At 65.1% G+C, this 17,136-nt stretch carries 17 protein-coding genes; 2 read left to right on the plus strand and 15 right to left on the minus strand.

The window, feature by feature from the left end:
- Positions 1-17: 17 nt before the first annotated feature.
- Positions 18-1,274 carry an MFS transporter gene (locus FA90_RS13465; RefSeq protein WP_036169492.1) on the minus strand — a complete coding sequence of 419 codons (1,257 nt, stop codon included), beginning with the start codon at positions 1,272-1,274 and terminating at the stop codon, positions 18-20.
- A 285-nt stretch (positions 1,275-1,559) separates the two neighbouring features.
- Here FA90_RS13465 and FA90_RS13470 point away from each other — a divergent pair, with 285 nt between their 5' ends.
- Together FA90_RS13470 and FA90_RS13475 are read left to right on the plus strand one after the other, a co-directional pair.
- Complete coding sequence (locus FA90_RS13470) at positions 1,560-1,826, plus strand: hypothetical protein (protein WP_036169494.1); 267 nt, start codon at positions 1,560-1,562, stop codon at positions 1,824-1,826.
- Between the two features lie 47 nt (positions 1,827-1,873).
- Entirely contained in the window at positions 1,874-2,545 is a 672-nt protein-coding gene (locus FA90_RS13475) for an HAD family hydrolase (RefSeq protein ID WP_036169496.1), read from the plus strand.
- Between the two features lie 95 nt (positions 2,546-2,640).
- On the opposite strand, the gene FA90_RS13480 is transcribed toward FA90_RS13475, so the two are convergent.
- From FA90_RS13480 to FA90_RS13545, 14 genes are all read right to left on the minus strand, one after another.
- Complete coding sequence (locus FA90_RS13480) at positions 2,641-3,057, minus strand: hypothetical protein (protein ID WP_051971778.1); 417 nt, start codon at positions 3,055-3,057, stop codon at positions 2,641-2,643.
- Between the two features lie 32 nt (positions 3,058-3,089).
- Positions 3,090-3,824, minus strand: coding sequence for a flagellar motor protein MotD (gene motD / locus FA90_RS13485; protein WP_036169499.1), 735 nt, complete (start codon positions 3,822-3,824; stop codon positions 3,090-3,092).
- A 10-nt stretch (positions 3,825-3,834) separates the two neighbouring features.
- Positions 3,835-4,578: a flagellar motor protein gene (locus FA90_RS13490; protein WP_036169502.1), complete on the minus strand. Its 744-nt coding sequence runs from the start codon at positions 4,576-4,578 to the stop codon at positions 3,835-3,837.
- Positions 4,569-5,297, minus strand: a complete 729-nt coding sequence (locus FA90_RS13495) for an RNA polymerase sigma factor FliA (RefSeq protein ID WP_036169504.1) — start codon at positions 5,295-5,297, stop codon at positions 4,569-4,571. The genes FA90_RS13490 and FA90_RS13495 overlap by 10 nt, the downstream gene beginning before the upstream one ends.
- A 28-nt stretch (positions 5,298-5,325) precedes the next feature.
- The gene (locus tag FA90_RS13500) at positions 5,326-6,141 is read right to left on the minus strand and encodes an antiactivator of flagellar biosynthesis FleN protein (RefSeq protein ID WP_036169505.1); all 816 of its coding nucleotides are present in this window, start codon (positions 6,139-6,141) and stop codon (positions 5,326-5,328) included.
- Positions 6,134-7,603, minus strand: coding sequence for a flagellar biosynthesis protein FlhF (gene flhF, locus FA90_RS13505; RefSeq protein ID WP_036169508.1), 1,470 nt, complete (start codon positions 7,601-7,603; stop codon positions 6,134-6,136). The genes FA90_RS13500 and flhF overlap by 8 nt, the downstream gene beginning before the upstream one ends.
- Before the next feature lie 231 nt (positions 7,604-7,834).
- Positions 7,835-9,973, minus strand: a complete 2,139-nt coding sequence (flhA, locus tag FA90_RS13510; protein WP_036169509.1) for a flagellar biosynthesis protein FlhA — start codon at positions 9,971-9,973, stop codon at positions 7,835-7,837.
- A gap of 28 nt (positions 9,974-10,001) precedes the next feature.
- Positions 10,002-11,177, minus strand: coding sequence for a flagellar biosynthesis protein FlhB (gene flhB / locus FA90_RS13515; protein WP_036169513.1), 1,176 nt, complete (start codon positions 11,175-11,177; stop codon positions 10,002-10,004).
- Between the two features lie 144 nt (positions 11,178-11,321).
- Positions 11,322-11,873 (minus strand): dTDP-4-dehydrorhamnose 3,5-epimerase, encoded by a 552-nt coding sequence (gene rfbC, locus FA90_RS13520; protein ID WP_036169515.1) that lies wholly within the window; start codon positions 11,871-11,873, stop codon positions 11,322-11,324.
- Between the two features lie 19 nt (positions 11,874-11,892).
- Positions 11,893-12,771, minus strand: coding sequence for a glucose-1-phosphate thymidylyltransferase RfbA (rfbA, locus tag FA90_RS13525; RefSeq protein ID WP_036169516.1), 879 nt, complete (start codon positions 12,769-12,771; stop codon positions 11,893-11,895).
- Between the two features lie 18 nt (positions 12,772-12,789).
- Positions 12,790-13,680 (minus strand): dTDP-4-dehydrorhamnose reductase, encoded by an 891-nt coding sequence (gene rfbD, locus FA90_RS13530; protein WP_036169518.1) that lies wholly within the window; start codon positions 13,678-13,680, stop codon positions 12,790-12,792.
- 1 nt (position 13,681) lies between these two features.
- Entirely contained in the window at positions 13,682-14,740 is a 1,059-nt protein-coding gene (gene rfbB / locus FA90_RS13535) for a dTDP-glucose 4,6-dehydratase (RefSeq protein WP_036175643.1), read from the minus strand.
- 49 nt (positions 14,741-14,789) lie between these two features.
- The gene (locus FA90_RS13540) at positions 14,790-15,785 is read right to left on the minus strand and encodes a fumarylacetoacetate hydrolase family protein (RefSeq protein ID WP_036169520.1); all 996 of its coding nucleotides are present in this window, start codon (positions 15,783-15,785) and stop codon (positions 14,790-14,792) included.
- Between the two features lie 86 nt (positions 15,786-15,871).
- Positions 15,872-16,996: a phospholipase A gene (locus FA90_RS13545; protein ID WP_051971779.1), complete on the minus strand. Its 1,125-nt coding sequence runs from the start codon at positions 16,994-16,996 to the stop codon at positions 15,872-15,874.
- Positions 16,997-17,136: the final 140 nt, after the last annotated feature.

Genomic DNA, 17,136 nt, shown 5'->3' on the forward strand with positions numbered 1-17,136 from the left:
GCGAAAAACAGTGAAGTTCATGCCGCCGCAGCGAGGCGCCCTTGGAGTTCCTTGTTCACTTGCGTGACCAGGAACGCAGCTACGATGGTGGTACCGACGACCACGTAGCCGACATGCGGAAAGCCTTGCAGCTTGCCGTCCGCACCCGTGCTGACGAGGTGACCGGCGATGACTGCAGCCAAGCCGCCGGACAATTGCTGCAGCGACGAGCTGATGGCATTGAATGAGCCTCGCATATGCTGCTCGGGAACCGAAGCTGCCAAGGCCTGGTAAGGGATCATGCGTGAGAAAATTCCGAGAAACATCACGACATTCACGACGATGACGACCGGCAAAGGCACGGCCGGGAGGTGCGTGTATGTCATCACCATCACGATCGTCACCGCGGTGCCGAAATAAAAGACAGGCATCTTGCCGAATCGATCGGCCAGCTTGCCGATCAGCGGACCCACGAAAATCGTGCACAGGCCCGTGATCAGATAAATCGTCGGCAAGCGGTCCAGCCCGATACCAAGGTTGTTGACGGTGAAAACGCTGCTGAATGGCATTAGCATGAAGCCGCCGGTGGCCAGCAAACAGGTCGTGGCCAGCGCTGGCAGGTGGCGCCGGTCGGTCACGGTGGCGACCAGGTGTTGCAACGCGTTCGAGCGTGCCTGCCCTTTCAGGTGAGCGTCGACCGGTTGCAGGCGCCAGGCCAGCACCACGCCGCCAATGGCGCCGATACCGACGATGAGGAAGAACGGCGCATGCCAGTTGAAATGGTTCGACAAGTAGAGCGCGACCGGGATGCCCATCACCTGGCTTGCGGCAAACGCGGTCTGGATGATGCCCATCACGCGCCCGCGCAAGTTTGGCGCAAATAGGTCGGTAGCAATGGCCAGCAGCACGGAGCCGATCACGCCGCCAAAGACGCCGGTGACGATGCGCGCTGCCAGCATCGCTTCGAATGAGCGCGCCAGGCCGCACCACAGCGTGCCGCAAATAAAACCACCATAGAAGAACAGCAGCAGTTTCTTGCGGTCGAAGCGATCGGCAAACCCTGCTGCCAGCAAGCCGGACAGGCCAGCACTGAATGCGTAAGCCGACACCACGATGCCGAAGCGCGCCGGCGAAATGCCGAGGGACGGCATGATCACGGCGCCGAGCGGCGACATCACCATGAAGTCGAGGATGACGGCGAACTGCAGAAAGGCAAGCAGGCCGGCGACGAACTTCTGGTAGCCGGTAAAGGGAACGATGGCAGGTTTATCGTGTTTGTTATCGAGGGTTGGCATGAAGTTCCTGGTTGACGTTGGCGCCCCTGCGCGCAGCGGCACGGGGGCTATGCCGCAATATACTGAAATTCGGCGTTTCGCTCATTTGCTTGCGTGAGTTGCCGGCAAAAAGGCCCTCGTCCGCTTCACTGCGGAGTGGACGCTCCAGCACCGCAAATATTGCCGTTTGCCAACCACGCGACAGAACCACGCAAGCAGGGGCACACTGTGCGCGAGGTACTGCGTCCGGCGTCGTTGGCGATCTGCTCATGCCAGCCGCGTAGCCGCCGAGCACATCAAAAGCGCGTGCACGACATCGCCAAGCCGAAGCGCAAACCGAGTGACGCCCAGAAGAGCGAGAAATCAAACTTCAGGACTATTTTCAATCGAAAGATACGTGCGCGTGTGTCGTCAGCCCTGATGGGCGGCCTCGATCCGACGAGTTCCTACGAAATGCCAGTTCAATCGCTCTGCATCCTGAACGGCATCTGGGAATCCACCGCCGAGACTGAACAAGGTGGAATCCTTATCACTGATACGAGCAACGCGGATTACATCGATCGTGCAGGCTGAGTATTGCTATTGAAATCAACCGTAAATATTCTTTTAATTAAATCCATATGACTCATCAAATCGCGCCAAAAGCTGTTTTGTTTGATATCGACGGCACGCTCATCGACAGCAATGACGCGCATACGCGAGCATGGGTGCAAACCCTTCAGCGACATGGCCGCGCCGTTAGCTACGAGCAGATCAGGCATTTGATCGGCAAGGGTTCGGACAAGGTTTTTGCCGAGCTACTTGGCATCGAATCCGACTCAGCTCTCGCGAAACAGATTACAAAAGACCGCGTGCAGTTGTTACTGAGCGATTTCATCCCGAATCTCGCCCCTACACCCGGCGCCCGACTGTTGGTGCAACGCATGAGGTCCGAAGGCCTACGTCTGGTCATCGCTTCATCGAGTGGAGAAGAGCTACCGGCGTTACTCGCGCAGGCCGGCTTGGCCGATTTGCTCGACACGGCGGTCTCGCCTGACGAGGCAAAGGAGTCCAAACCCGACGGTGACATTATCGAAGTTGCCTTACGCAAGGCTGGCGTGCAAGCCAACGAGGCTGTGATGGTGGGCGACACGCCCTACGACATCGCGGCAGCCAAGGAAGCCGGGGTCAAATGCATTGCGGTGCGCTGCGGCGGGTACTGGGACGATGCAGCCCTGTCCGACGCAGCCGCCATTTTTGATGATCCGGCAGCATTATTGCGTCAGTGGGCCGACTCGCCGCTGGCTGGCTGAACGCGATGGCAACCTTTAAGGTTTTCTGGGCTGAGTGGCATTCTGCGTCCTGCTTGCGATGATCGCGCAGCGCCGGGACCGGCGCCTTCGCCGGATCAGGCGCCGTGGCTGAACATCACGGTCTCCGTCGCCAGCGCGCTCTTGACCTCCGGATGCTGGCTGTCGGCGACGACTTCGCCGGCATAGCGGATCTGGTAGGTCTGCTCGCCCGGCGCGAACGCATAAGCGCCCGTCACGTCGATCGTGTGGGTGTGCGCCGAATGCGGCGCCAGCTCGACGTAATCGGCCAGCCCGGACGATGCGCCAACAGCGGCGCCGACATCCGTACCGACATAAGCGACCGGCTCATCGCCCGGAAACAGCCGCAGGTCGAACACGCGGCTTTTCAAACGGGTGTCGGCCGCGATCGCGCGCGGCAACCATACGCGGCGCTCGCCGCGGTTCTCGATCTTGAAAGTCACCAGCACTTTCTCGTGCCTGGCATCGACTTCCAGGCAGGCATGCACGTTCATCCTCGCTCCTCGCTGTCGGGTTGGAGCTGATTCTACTCCGGAGCGCCTGCAAGTATCGTCACGGCGACGCGCCGGTTGCGTGCGCGCCCTTCCGGGTCGTCGTTGGATGCGATCGGCCCGTTGGCGCCGCGCCCGACCGCGGCCAGTCGTTTTTCAAGCACGCCGTTCTGCGCGAACAGGCGCACCACGGTGCTGGCGCGCACCGCCGAGAGCTCCCAGTTGGAGGGAAACGCCGGATTGGCGATCGGCGTGGTGTCGGTGTGGCCTTCGACCTCGATCGCGTGCGGGTCGTCCTTGAGCACGTCGGCGACGGCCGCCAGGGTGTCGCGCGCATTGCCGGCCAGCGCGGCCTGGCCTTCGTCGAACAGCACGCTGGCATTGATGTCGATGGTCACGCCACGCCCGTTCTGCGTCACGCGCACCTTGCCGTTCTTGATCAGGGGCAGCAGCGAATCGTTCAGCTTGCGCGCCAGCAGGTCGAGACGTTCGCGGTCGCGTTTGGCCGCTTCCGCGCGTCGATGCGCGACGATGCCGGACAGCGGCAGTGCGCCGACTTCGACCGCAAAATTGCGCTGCTGCGCCGCCCCATGGCCGCCGAAGGCATCGCCGAGCGCTTCCGACAGCACCGTATACTTGCCGACGTTGACCACCGAGACCGCATACATCACCACGAAAAACGCGAACAGCAACGTGATGAAGTCGGCGTAGGAGATCAGCCAGCGCTCGTGGTTTTCAGCGTCTTCCTGGAACGGCCGGCGGCGCGCCATCGGTCTCTCCTCAACGGTCCGTCAGCAGGCAGGCCACGCGCTCTTCGATCACCCGCGTGTAGTCGCCGCTGGCGATGTCGTGGAACACGTCGCCGATGATTTCGTACTCGGCCACGCGCTCGGCGACGATGCCCTTGATCTTGTTGGCGACCGGGTAGAAGAACAGGTTGGCCAGGCCGACGCCATAAATGGTCGACACGAACGCCACCGCGATGCCGGCGCCCAGGCGCGACGGGTCGCTCAGGTTTTCCATCACGTGGATCAGGCCCAGCACCGCGCCCAGGATGCCGACCGTCGGCGCATAGCCGGCGGCGGCTTCCCAGATGCGCGCGCCTTGGCGTTCGCGCAATTCGTAGCCGTTGATCTCGGTGTCGAGCAGGCTCTTGAGCTTGTCGGGATGGATGCCGTCGACCACCAGCCGCAAGCCCTTCTGGATGAAGGGATCGGCTTTCGCCATGTATTGTTCGAGCGAGAGCAGGCCGTCGCGCCGCGCCGACAGGCTCCACAGGTGGATCTCGCGCGCCAGCTGCGGGCGGCGGTCGCGCGGGGTGCGGAACACCCAGCCCAGCATGCGCAGGCCGCGCACGAAGGCCTTGCGCTGGGTCTGCAGCAGCGTCGCGCCGAGCGTGCCGACCACGACGATGGCGAACGCGGCCGGCTGCACCAGCGACGAGAACTTGCCGCCGTCCAGCGCGTGGCCGATGGCGATGCCGGCCAGGGCCAGCGCCAGCCCGAGCAGGCTGGCTAGGTCCATGCCAGCTCCTTCAGGTAGGCACGCATGCGCGCGACCGCCTGGGTGTGCAGCTGCGAGACACGCGATTCGGACACGCCCATGACGGCGCCGATTTCCTTCAGGTTCAGCTCTTCCTCGTAGTACAGGCCCATCAGCATCTTCTCGCGCGCCGGCAGCGCGTCGATGGCGTCGATCACGGCCTGGCGGAAGTCGGTCTCCAACAGGGCCTTGAGCGGATCCTCGTCATCCTGCGCATAGCGGTCGAGGAAGCTGTCGCTGCCGCCCTCGCCGTCGGCGTCGTGGAAGTCTTCGTAATACAGCAGCTGGTGGCCGCCGGAGTCGCCCAGCATCTCCTGGTAGTCGGACAGCGACAGTTTGAGGGCCTTGGCGACTTCGGATTCGCTCGGCGGACGGCCAAGCTGCTGGGTCAGTTCGTGCATCGCGCTTTCCACCTTGCGCATGTTCTGGCGCGTCGAGCGCGGCATCCAGTCGCTGCTGCGCAGTTCGTCCAGCATGGCGCCGCGGATGCGCAGCACGGCATAGGTCTCGAACTGGGCGCCGTGGTTTTCCTCGTAGCGGTTGATCGCGTCGAGCAGGCCGATCATGCCGGCCTGCATCAGGTCGTCGACCTCGACCGACGCCGGCAGCTTCGCCTTCATCTGGTGGGCGAGACGCTTCACCAACGGCATGTGATCCGTCAGCAAAGAATTCTTGTCCGCTTTCCCTTTGGCCGTGTACATGGTTCCTAAATAATAATCAGGCTGCGCTTCAGGCGGCGCGCCCGTGCACCGCGACATTGCTGCGTGCGAAGCGGCCGGCCAGTTGGCGGAAGGCCACCGAAGCGCCCGCCAGCGGGAACGCGTCCACCACGGCGCGGCCGAGACGCGCGGCGCGGTGCAGGTATTCGTCGGCAGGCACCGAGCCCATCGACGTCAGCGTTACTGCGAGGTAACGTGTTGCCGCAGATGACATATTATCGTATACCACCTTGGCTTCGGCTTCGGTCGCGCCCGTCACCAGGATACCGAAGGGACGGCGGCCCAGGTGTTGCGACAGGCGCTTGATCAGCGCATACGCATTGGTGATCGAGGCGGCGCTGGTCGAGACCTGCACGACGATCTCGGAACTGGCCATGATCGGCACCGGGAAGCTGCCGTCCTCGGAAAACTCGCCGTCGACCATCACGATGCTGCCGGCCTGCTTGACCAGCACGTCGAAGGTCTTGGCCAGGCGGCGCGCTTCTTCGGCGCCCGTGCACGGATAGGCGCCACGGGTCATGGTCGTCACCGAAAAGCCCTGCGGCACCGGGTGGATGACCTGGTTCAGCGCGCATTCCTGGCGCGCCACCTGCAGCAGCGTCGGGCCGCGGTCCACGCCCAGGCGCTGGGCCACGCCGTAGCCGCGCTCGCAGGCGTCGACGATCATCACGTCGTTGCCGCTTTGCGCCAGCGAAGCGCCGAGGTTGACCAGCATCGCGCCCTTGTCGTCGGACGCCGTGGCGGACAGGAAGGTGACGATGCGCGGCTTGGGGCCGGACAGCATCCGGCGCAGGCCTTCGGCCTGATCGAAGTCAAAACTAGCCAACGTAAACCTCACGCAGCGAACGGTCGTTGTTCAGGTTGCCCAGGCCCGCCATCATCAGCGGCAGGTCGGCGTCCGCGATCTGCGCGGCAGCGTCGCGCTTGTTGCGGAAGGCGCGGTCGACCAGCATCGCGCGGTCGCCCAGGTGCAGGTCTTCCGGCACGCGCTGGCCGTTCGCGATGTAGTACAGATTCAGTTTCTGGCGCACCAGCACGTCCAGCACATTGCCGATCGACGCCGCTTCGTCCAGCTTGGTCATGATGCAGCCGGCCAGGCCGCTGCCCTGGTAGGCGCGCACGACTTCGTTCAAAGTCTCGTTGGTCGCGGTCGCGTTCAGGCACAGCAGGCGCTGCACGTTGGCGCCGGAATCGGTCAGCATCGCCACCTGCTCGGTCACCATCTGGTCGCGCTGCGACATGCCGATGGTGTCGATCAGCACGGTGTGCTTGTTGCGCAGTTCCTTCAGCGCGATGCGCAGGTCGGCTTCGTCCTTGACCGAGTGCACCATCACACCGAGGATCTTGCCGTAGATGCGCAGCTGCTCGTGGCCGCCGATACGATAGGCGTCGGTGGTGATCAGGGCCAGCTTTTCCGGGCCGTGGCGCATCACGCAGCGCGCCGCCAGCTTGGCCGTGGTGGTGGTCTTGCCGACGCCGGTCGGGCCGACCAGCGCGAACACGCCGCCGCGGTCGAGGATGGCGTCTTCGTCGGTCATCGCGGTGATGTTGCGCGCCAGGACGGTCTTGATCCAGCGCATGGCTTCGGTGGCATCCTTGCCGGCCGGGAGTTTATCCACGAGGTAGCGCGACAGGCTGGCCGAAAAGCCGGCCGCCAGCATCTCGCGCAGCACCACGGCCTTTTGCGGCTCGCGCTGCTGGGTCGTGCCCCACGACAGCTCGGCCAGTTGCGATTCCATCATGCCGCGCATCGCGCGCAGCTCGCTCATCATGCCCTGCATCTCGCCGGCGGCCGCGCTTGCAGCCGATTCCTTGGCCTGGGCGATCGCGGCCGACATCATCGCGGTCATCGCGGCCATGTCGAAGGCCGGCGCTTCGGGTTGCGGTGCGCGGCGGTTGGCGTAGGTTTGCGGCTGCGGCTGCGGCTGCACCGGCGCCTGCGGCGCGTAGGCCGGCGCATCGTCCAGCGCGCCCAGCGAGCTGAACGGCTGGCGCGCGGCCGGGCGCATCATCGGCTCGGCCGGGAGTTCGTCGGCGTAGCGCGCGGCCGGCTCGCGCAAGGCCGGCCCTTCGGGTGCCGGCATCTGCATCGACGGACGCGGCGCAGCCATTTCCGATTCTTCCGACGGCGAAGCCAGCGAAGCGACGTCGTCGTTGTCCAGCGCCAGGATCTCGACCACCCCATCGACCGGACGGTTCGACAGGATGACCGCATCCGGCCCCAGGGCCTCGCGCACTTTGCGCAGGGCCTCGCGTGAGGTCGGGGCTGTAAATTTCTTGACGTTCATCGTTGTTCTCCGCTTTCGCAGGCAAGGTCAGCTATCGGTTGATGAATAGCATTATTGACGATGCCATGAGGAAACGATCCGGAGAAAAGGATGGGGAAATCGCCTTATTTCCTTACGGCAGGATTTAGGGCGTCGATTGCGGCGCCACAAGGACAAACGCCCCGGCCGGGCCGGCTGGGGCGCTAAAACAGGAAGCAACAGGAAGAAACAGGAAAAAGCAGGGAAGCAGGATCAGGCGGCGCCGACCAGGCTGGTCACGCGAATCGTCTTGGTCTCGGGGATCTCCGAGTGCGACAGCACCTTCAGTTGTGGCAGTGCGCGGCGCAGGAAGCGCGACAGCAGTGTGCGCAGCTGGCCCGGCACCAGCAGCACCGGGGTCAGGCCCATCGCTTCCTGCTGCTGGGCGGCGTTGGCGGCCTGCTGGACGATGGTGTCGGCCAGGCCCGGCTCGATGCCGGTACCGTCGCCGCCGGCGCTCAGCGCTTGCACCAGCAGGCGCTCGAGACGGTTGTCCAGGGTCATCACCGACAGCTCGTTGGTGCCCGGGAACAGCTGCTGGACGATGGCGCGGCCCAGCGCCACGCGCACCTGCGCGGTCAGGTCGTTCGGATCCTGGGTCTGGCCGCCGAATTCCGACAGCGTCTCGATGATGGTGCGCATGTCACGGATGTGCACGCCTTCCAGCAGCAGGTTCTGCAAGACCTTTTGCAGCGTCGACAGCGACACGACCTTCGGCACCAGGTCTTCGACCAGCTTGGGCGCATCCTTGGCCAGGTGGTCCAGCAGCGACTGCACTTCCATGCGGCCCAGCAGCTCGGCGGCGTGGGTGGTGATCAGGTGGTTCAGGTGGGTGGCGATCACGGTGCCGGCGTCGACCACGGTGTAGCCCATGCTCTGCGCCTCTTCCTTCAGCGCCGCGTCGATCCAGATCGCCGGCAGGCCGAAGGCCGGATCGACGGTCACCAAGCCGGGCAGCGTACCGGTCGCCATGCCCGGGTTGATCGCCAGGAACTGGCCGTTCATCGCTTCGCCGCTGCCGACTTCGACGCCCTTGAGCGTGATGCGGTAGGCGGACGGTTTCATCTCCAGGTTGTCGCGGATGTGCACCGGCGGCGCCAGGAAGCCGACTTCCTGCGCGAACTTCTTACGGATGCCCTTGATGCGCTTGAGCAGTTCGCCGTTCTGGCCCTTGTCGACCAGCGCGATCAGGCGGTAGCCGACTTCCAGGCCGAGTGTGTCAACCGGGGTGACGTCCTGCCAGCTGGCTTCTTCCTGCTCGGCCGGGGTGGTCGCGGCCTGGGCCGCGCCTGCCGCACCCGCTGCGCCGGCGGCGCCGCCTTGCGCGCCCGCGGCGCCCGCCTCGGCTTGCGCCGGCGCGTTCTTGATGCGCTTCTCGACCAGGTAGCCGGCGCCGAACAGCGTGCTGCCCAGCAGCAGGAACACCAGGTTCGGCATGCCCGGGATCAGGCCCATGCCGCCGATGATGCCGCCTGTGATGTACATCACGATCGGGCGGCCGAACAGCTGGCCGACGACCTGGTCGCCGACGTCCTTGTCGCTAGCCACGCGCGAGACGACCATACCGGCCGCGATCGAGATCACCAGCGACGGGATCTGCGCCACCAGGCCGTCACCGATCGCGAGCAGCGTGTAGTTCTTGATGGCGTCGCCGAAGGCCATGTCGTGCTGGACCATGCCGACGATCAGGCCGCCGATCACGTTGATCACGGTGACCAGGATGCCGGCCACGGCGTCGCCGTGCACGTACTTCGAGGCACCGTCCATGGCGCCGTAGAATTCGGCTTCCATGGCGACGTCGCTGCGGCGCTGCTTGGCCTCGGCCTCGCCGATCAGGCCGGCGTTCAGGTCGGCGTCGATCGCCATCTGCTTGCCCGGCATCGCGTCCAGGGCGAAGCGCGCTCCGACTTCGGCGATACGGCCGGCGCCCTTGGTCACGACGGTGAAGTTGATGATGGTGAGGATGACGAACACCACCAGGCCGACCGTATAGTTACCGCCGATCAGGAAGTGGCCGAAGGCTTCGATCACCTTGCCGGCCGCGGCGCCGCCGGTGTGGCCTTCGGTCAGCACCACGCGGGTCGAGGCCACGTTCAGCGACAGGCGCAGCATCGTGGTCACCAGCAGCACCGCCGGGAAGGCCATGAAGTCGAGCGGCTTGACCGTGTACAGCGCGGTCAGCAGCACGATCACCGACATCGCGATGTTAAAGCTGAAGAACAGGTCGAGCGCAAACGCCGGCAGCGGCAGGATCATCATCGCCAGCAGCAGGATGATCAGGATCGGGGCCGCCACGGCGTTGCCTTTGGCGGCGATCTTTTGCATCCAGGGCGGCAGTTTGAAACCGTTCATCAGGTCGTTCCTCGAGCTCTGTCTTTAATTAATGCGTGGTGTTGTTTGCGCCAGGCTTTTGCGAAGCCGGGTTGAACGGGTCCATCTCCGGCGGGACCGGCAGCTTGCCCGGACGGTCCGGATACTGCTTGCTGTCGCCCTTGGCGTAGGCGCGCAGCTGGTAGACGTAGGCCAGCACTTCGGCCACCGCCGAGAACAGCTGTTCCGGAATCTCGTCGTCGATGTCGGTGTGCTTGTACAGCGCACGCGCCAGCGCCGGGGCTTCCAGCAGCGTGACCTTGTTCTCGGTCGCGATCGCGCGGATCTTGGCCGCGACTTCGTCGGTGCCCTTGGCCACCACGCGCGGCGCACCGCGCTGGCCGTCGGCGTACTTCAGCGCCACCGCGAAGTGGGTCGGGTTGGTCACGACCACGTCGGCGGTCGGGACGTTGGACATCATGCGTTTGCGCGCCATCTCGCGCTGCATCTGGCGGATCTTGCCCTTGATCTGCGGGTTGCCGTCCGATTCCTTCGATTCCTGGATCACTTCCTGGCGCGTCATCTTCAGCTTGTTGGCGTAGTGCCACATCTGGTAGGGGCCGTCCAGCAGCGCGATCGCGCCGAGCGCGCTGACCATGATCAGGAACGCCTTGGCGACCAGGCCGCCGAGATGGGCGGTGGCGGCATTGAGCGGCTCGCTGGCCAGGCCGATCACGGCTTCCTTCTGGCTCAGCACCACGTACCAGGCGACCGCGCCGACCAGCAGCGCCTTGGCCACGGCCTTGAGCAGCTCGACCAGCGAATCGGTGGAGAACAGGCGCCCGATGCCGTTGATCGGATTGAGCTTGCCGAAATTCGGCATGAAGGCCTTGGCGCTGAAGTTCCAGCCGCCGATCAGCATCGGCGCGGCCAGCATGACCAGGATCACCGCGCCGGCCAGCGGCAGGCAGGCCAGCAGCACGCCGGCGACGTCGGCGCCGATGCGTTCGATCAACACGTTCGGGTTGTAGATCTGCTCGCGGTCGAGCGACAGGCCGGAATGCAGGACGCGCGCGAGCTTGTCGACCAGGCCGCCGCCCAGCATCCACAGGCCGGCGCCGGCGGTCATCAGGACGGCGAAGGTGCCGACTTCGCGCGAACGCGGGATGTCGCCGTTTTCACGTGCCTGTTTTAACCGTCTCTCTGACGCTGGTTGGTTCTTTTCCGCGCCGCTTTCTTCCGCCATCTGGTGCCCCGGTGCCCGTCGGGACCGGCCCCGACTTTATTCAAGCTGGCATTATTCCAGATGTTGCCGTAGGGCTATACCTCGAAAAGACCGGAAAAGTCCGCGCTGTTCGGGTCTCGGGGGAGTAGCTGTGCTTGAGCAGGCTCAGGCGAAGGTCTCGGCCTGGGCCAAGGGCGTGGCGGCGCTGTCCTTGGGCGCCAGGGTCGGCGCGCCATCGAGCGGCCACGCGATCCCGATTTGCGGATCGTTCCACAGCAGGCAGCGCTCATGGGCCGGATACCAGTAATTGGTGGTCTTGTAGAGGAACTCGGCGGCCTCGCTGAGCACCAGGAAGCCGTGGGCGAAGCCGGGCGGTATCCAGATCTGCTTGCGGTTGTCGGCGCTGAGCACCTGGCCGACCCAGCGGCCGAAGGTCGGCGACGATCGTCGCAAGTCGACGGCGACGTCGAACACGTCGCCCTGCACCACCCGCACCAGCTTGCCCTGGGCATGCTGGATCTGGTAATGCATGCCGCGCAGCACGCCCTTGGCCGAGCGGCTGTGGTTGTCCTGCAAGAAGTTGACGTCCAGGCCGGTGACTTCCTTGAACTCGCGCGCGTTGAAGCTTTCGAAAAAGAAGCCGCGCGCGTCGCCGAACACGGTCGGCTCGAGCACGAGCACGTCGGGGATGGCCGTCGGGGTGGCGATGAGGGGCATGGGGCTTGACTTCAGCAGGTTATTTCAGCAGGTTCAACAGGTAACTGCCGTAGCCGTTCTTGCACAGCGGCGCGGCCAGCCGGGCCAACGCCTCGGCATCGATCCAGCCCTGGCGGAAGGCGATCTCTTCCGGACACGCCACTTGCAGGCCCTGGCGCTTTTGCAGCGTCGCGATGAAGCTGGCGGCTTCCAGCAGGCTATCATGGGTGCCGGTGTCGAGCCAGGCGAAGCCGCGGCCCATGATCTCGACGTCGAGCCGGCCGCGCGTCAGGTAGGTCTGGTTGATGTCGGTGATTTCGAGTTCGCCGCGCGCCGAAGGCTGGATGTCGGCGGCGATCGAGCAGACCTCGTTGTCATAGAAATACAGCCCGGTGACCGCATAGTTCGACTTCGGCGTCTTCGGCTTTTCTTCGATGCTCAGCGCATGGCGCCTGGCGTCGAACTCGACCACGCCGTAGCGTTCCGGATCTTGCACGTGGTAGGCGAACACGGTCGCACCGTCGACGCGCGCATTGGCGTTGTGCAGCTGCTTGACCAGGTCGTGGCCATAGAAAATGTTATCTCCGAGCACCAGCGCACTCGGGTCAGTGCCGATGAAGTCCTTGCCGATGATGAAGGCCTGGGCCAGCCCATCCGGGCTCGGCTGGACCGCGTAGCCGATATTCATGCCCCACTGGCTGCCGTCGCCGAGCAGGTCGGCGAAGCGCGCCGAGTCGTAGGGCGTGGTGATCAAGAGGATGTCGCGGATGCCGCTCAGCATCAGCGTGCTGAACGGGTAGTACACCATCGGTTTGTCGTACACCGGCATCAATTGCTTGCTGACCGCCTGGGTCACCGGGTACAGGCGCGACCCCGAGCCGCCGGCCAGGATGATGCCTTTTCGTTTTGTGATGGACATGGGGTTCTCGGCGAAAACTCAGAAGATGTGTCGAAGCACCTGGCGCACGCCCTCCTGCCAGGGCGGCAAATCGAGATCGAAGGTGCTGCGCAAGCGCCCGGTGTCGAGCCGGGAATTGAGCGGACGCCGCGCCGGCGTCGGATAGTGCGCGGTCGTGACGGGTATGACGGCCTCCGGCGTCGCCTTCAAGGGCTTGCCGGCGGCAATCGCCTCGGCGATCACGAAGCGGGCGTAATCGTACCATGTGGTCTCGCCGGCAGCGGCAGCGTGATAAATACCATACGGAAAGCCCTCGCCCTGGCGCGCGCGCGCGTGCCGGCGCACGAGCTGCGCGCTGACGTCGGCCAGCAGCGCGGCCGAGGTCGGCGCGCCATGCTGGTCGGCGACCACGTTCAGGCGCTCGTGTTCGGCGGCCAGGCGCAGCATGGTCTTGGCGAAATTGGCGCCGTGCACGCCGAGCACCCAGCTGGTACGCAGGATCAGGTGGCGCGGATTCGCCGCCGCCAGCGCGCGCTCGCCGTCCAGCTTGCTGCGCCCGTACACGTTCCGCGGGTTCGGCAGGTCGTCCTCGCGGTAGGCGCCCTCCTTGCAGCCGTCGAACACGTAATCGGTCGAGTAATGCAGCACCAGCGCCCCCAGGCGCGCGCCCTCCTCGCCCAGGATGCGCGGCGCCTCGGCATTCACCGCGAACGCGGCGGCCGGCTCGGATTCGGCCCGGTCGACCGCGGTGTAGGCGGCCGGGTTGACGATGGCGTCGGGCGCGACCGCACGCAAGCACGCGCGCAAGGCGGCGGCGTCGGCCAGGTCGCAGTCGTCGCGGCCCAGCGCCACGAGCTCGCCCAGCGGCGCCAGGGCGCGCCGCAATTCGAAGCCGAGCTGGCCGTTTTTGCCGGTGAGCAGAATTTTCAAGTCAAACTCCGTACTGCCGGCCTACCCAGTTGCGGTAGGCGCCGCTGGTCACGTTGCGCACCCAGTCCGGGTTGTCGAGATACCACCGGACGGTCTTGCGGATGCCCGACTCGAAAGTCTCGAGCGGCTTCCAGCCCAGTTCGCGCTCAAGCCTGGTGGCGTCGATCGCGTAACGGCGGTCGTGGCCGGGCCGGTCGGCCACGAACGTCATCTGCGATTTATAGGACTGGCCGTCGGCGCGCGCTTGGAACTCATCCAGCAGCTCGCACAACATGCTTACGACCTCCAGATTGGTCTTTTCGTTCCACCCGCCGACGTTGTAGACCTCGCCCACCCGGCCCGCTTCGAGCACGCGGCGGATCGCCGCGCAATGGTCTTTCACGTACAGCCAGTCGCGCACCTGGCGGCCGTCGCCGTAGATCGGCAGCGGCTTGCCGGCCAGCGCGTTGTGGATGCACAGCGGGATCAGCTTTTCCGGAAAGTGATACGGCCCATAGTTATTAGAGCAATTGGTCGTCAGCACCGGCAAGCCGTAGGTATGGTGGTAGGCGCGCACCAGGTGGTCGCTGGCGGCCTTGCTGGCCGAGTACGGGCTGTTCGGCTGGTAGCGGTGCGTCTCGCTGAAGGCCGGCTCGTCCGCCCCCAGCGAGCCGTAGACTTCGTCGGTGGAGACGTGCAGGAAACGGAACGCGGCCTTCTCGACAGCCGGCAGCGCACTCCAGTGGGCGCGCACCGCCTCCAGCAGATGGAAGGTGCCGACAATATTGGTCTGGATAAAATCTTCGGGGCCGTGGATGCTGCGGTCGACGTGGCTTTCGGCGGCAAAATTGATCACGGCGCGCGGGCGGTGCTCGCGCAGCAGGCGCGCGACCAGTTCGACGTCGCCGATATCGCCCTTGACGAACAGGTGGCGCGGGTTGCCCGCCAAGCTGGCCAGGTTCTCGAGGTTGCCGGCATAGGTCAACTTGTCGAGATTGACGACCGGCTCGTTCGAGGCGGCGCACCAGTCGAGGACGAAATTACTGCCAATAAAGCCGGCGCCGCCGGTGGTTAATATCATCGCGTGCTCCATCGAGTGGGCCGGCATGCAGCCGCTCACATCATACTTGCTATGACGCGTCCGCTTCCAGCCGCGCCACCTTCTGCTCGATCGCGCCGAACAGCGACTTGCCCTGCTCGTCCAGCATCTCGATGCGGATCGTGTCGCCGAAGCGCATAAATTGCGTCACCGCAGACCCATGCTCGATCGTCTCCAGGCAGCGCTGCTCGGCGATGCACGAGTAACCTTTTGAGGCGTCCTTGTTGGACACCGTCCCCGAGCCGACGATGCTGCCGGCGCGCACGTTGCGCGTCTTGGCCAGGTGGGCAATCAGTTGTGGGAAGTTGAACACCATGTCGACGCCGGCGTCCGGCTGGCCCACGGGGCGGCCGTTCCAGATCGAACGCAGGGGCAGGTGGACTTTGCCGCCTTTCCACGCATCGCCGAGTTCGTCCGGCGTGACCGCCACCGGCGCGAAGCTGGTCGCAGGCTTCGATTGCAGGAAGCCGAAGCCCTTGGCCAGCTCGTCCGGGATGAGGTTGCGCAGCGAAACGTCGTTGACCAGGGTGAGCAGGCGGATCTGGCGGTAGGCCTCGTCGGGCGTCGCGCCCATCGGCACGTCGCCGGTGACGACGGCCACTTCGGCTTCGAAATCGATGCCCCACTCCTCGCGCGCCAGCACGATATCATCCTGCGGGCCCAGGAAATCGTCGCTGCCGCCCTGGTACATCAGCGGCTCTTCCCAGAACGAGGCCGGCATCCCGGCGCCGCGCGCCTTGCGCACCAGTTCGACGTGGTTGACGTAGGCCGAGCCGTCGGCCCATTGGTAGGCGCGCGGTAGCGGCGCCATGCAGCGGCCCGGGTCGAACTCGAAGCTGCGCCGTGCGCGGCCGGCATTGAGTTCGTCGTACAGGAACGCGAGCTGGGGCGCGACGAAGGCCCAGTCGTCGAGCGCCGCCTGCAGGGTCGGGGCGATGCCGTCGGCGATGTGGGCGGTCTTCAGGTCGCGTGCGACCACGGCGAGCTGGCCGTCGCGCGAACCGTCCTTCAGGGTGGCAAGTTTCATGGCAAACGATGGGCGGTGGGTAGCGCGCCATTGTATTGCACTGCTGCATCGCCGTCACGCCGCGCCTGCGCGCCGCCGGCCCGCCCTTAGAACGTGCCGAGCACGCCGATGCCGGCCACGTTCTGGTAATAGTTATAGTCGATCAGGCTCTGTCCGTAGCCCGAGAACAGCTGGGCATAGCCCTTGAAGTGGCCGGCCAGCGGCCAGGCATAGCCGAGCTGCACGGCGCCGCGCCCGGTCGAGAAGTTGTGGCGCACCAGGGCCGAGTAATCGCTGCCGTTGTGGCGATAGGTGACGTTGACGTCGCCATGGCCCATGTAGTTGACGATGTCCGGATTGTCGTCTTCCGGCGCCGATTCATTGATGCGCTTCCATACGCGCCCCATCACGGTCCACCCGTCGCGCTCGAGTCCAACCTGGGCGTAGACGCGGTTCCAGCTGCGCGACAGCGTCGACGATTGTCCGTTCGATTGGTGCACGATACCCAGATTAAAGAGCCGCGCATTCATGCCGAGTACACTGAAGTTCAGCGGCGTCACGATCATCAGCTCGGGCTGGTAATTGGTCTCGCGGAACGGGCTGGAGGCCTTGTGGTTCGAGGCCTGCCAGAAGCTGTTCTGGGTATAGCCGAACCACACGTCCACCGGCTTGTTGAAGGCGTTTTCGATCAGCTTGAGCTTGAAGCCCAGCTGGAACACCAGTTCCGAGTGCGCCAGGCCGGTGCCGAGGTCGCTGATGTCGCGGAAAGGCTTGTACGGCGCATCGTTCGGATGCGCGGTGCGGGTGGCGATCAGGTAGGTCGGCGCATGTGGCCGGAAGTCGAACACGCCGCGCTTGTGCGCCGCGTCGAGCTCCCAGTAATCGGCCAGGCTGAAGCCCGACACCGGCTGCGCCGACGCATCGGACACGGCCTTGATCGGCGACTCGGCCGGCTTGGCGGGCACGACGGCCACGGGCGTACCCGGCGCAACCGGCGCAACCGGCGCCGCCACCTGCACACTGTCCACGGACGCCGCTGGCGTCGGAACGGCATTCGCGCGCGCGAGGCGGTCGTAGCAAGCAAGGCGCTGCGCGTCCTCGGCGATGTTGACGCAGCCGCCCAAGGCGGCGGGCTGGGCGGCCGATTGGGTGGCGTCAGGCTGCTGGGCCGAGGCCGCGGTCAGGTAGAGGAAAGGCAGGCAAGCAAGGAATCGGTAAGGTCGCGGCGGCATTATCGTCGTTCCGGCCGAGCAGGCGAACCTGCCGAGCCGGTCAATGTTGGCAAAATTAGAACGATGAGTGTTGCGGAAAATCGCCGGCGGCGTCGCACGACAGACTTGGCGTCCGCAGTCCGCCAGTACGGCAAGACAAT

Source organism: Massilia sp. 9096, from assembly GCF_000745265.1.
Taxonomy (GTDB): Bacteria; Pseudomonadota; Gammaproteobacteria; order Burkholderiales; family Burkholderiaceae_D; genus Telluria.

Excerpts from the sequence above, each read along its gene's own strand:
- FA90_RS13465 (WP_036169492.1), bottom strand. The coding sequence starts at position 1,274 with ATGCCAACCCTCGATAACAAACACGATAAACCTGCCATCGTTCCCTTT.
- FA90_RS13475 (WP_036169496.1), top strand. The coding sequence starts at position 1,874 with ATGACTCATCAAATCGCGCCAAAAGCTGTTTTGTTTGATATCGACGGC.
- FA90_RS13480 (WP_051971778.1), bottom strand. The coding sequence starts at position 3,057 with ATGAACGTGCATGCCTGCCTGGAAGTCGATGCCAGGCACGAGAAAGTG.
- motD (WP_036169499.1), bottom strand. The coding sequence starts at position 3,824 with ATGGCGCGCCGCCGGCCGTTCCAGGAAGACGCTGAAAACCACGAGCGC.
- FA90_RS13490 (WP_036169502.1), bottom strand. The coding sequence starts at position 4,578 with ATGGACCTAGCCAGCCTGCTCGGGCTGGCGCTGGCCCTGGCCGGCATC.
- FA90_RS13495 (WP_036169504.1), bottom strand. The coding sequence starts at position 5,297 with ATGTACACGGCCAAAGGGAAAGCGGACAAGAATTCTTTGCTGACGGAT.
- flhF (WP_036169508.1), bottom strand. The coding sequence starts at position 7,603 with ATGAACGTCAAGAAATTTACAGCCCCGACCTCACGCGAGGCCCTGCGC.
- flhA (WP_036169509.1), bottom strand. The coding sequence starts at position 9,973 with ATGAACGGTTTCAAACTGCCGCCCTGGATGCAAAAGATCGCCGCCAAA.
- flhB (WP_036169513.1), bottom strand. The coding sequence starts at position 11,177 with ATGGCGGAAGAAAGCGGCGCGGAAAAGAACCAACCAGCGTCAGAGAGA.
- rfbC (WP_036169515.1), bottom strand. The coding sequence starts at position 11,873 with ATGCCCCTCATCGCCACCCCGACGGCCATCCCCGACGTGCTCGTGCTC.
- rfbA (WP_036169516.1), bottom strand. The coding sequence starts at position 12,771 with ATGTCCATCACAAAACGAAAAGGCATCATCCTGGCCGGCGGCTCGGGG.
- rfbB (WP_036175643.1), bottom strand. The coding sequence starts at position 14,740 with ATGATATTAACCACCGGCGGCGCCGGCTTTATTGGCAGTAATTTCGTC.
- FA90_RS13540 (WP_036169520.1), bottom strand. The coding sequence starts at position 15,785 with ATGAAACTTGCCACCCTGAAGGACGGTTCGCGCGACGGCCAGCTCGCC.
- FA90_RS13545 (WP_051971779.1), bottom strand. The coding sequence starts at position 16,996 with ATGCCGCCGCGACCTTACCGATTCCTTGCTTGCCTGCCTTTCCTCTAC.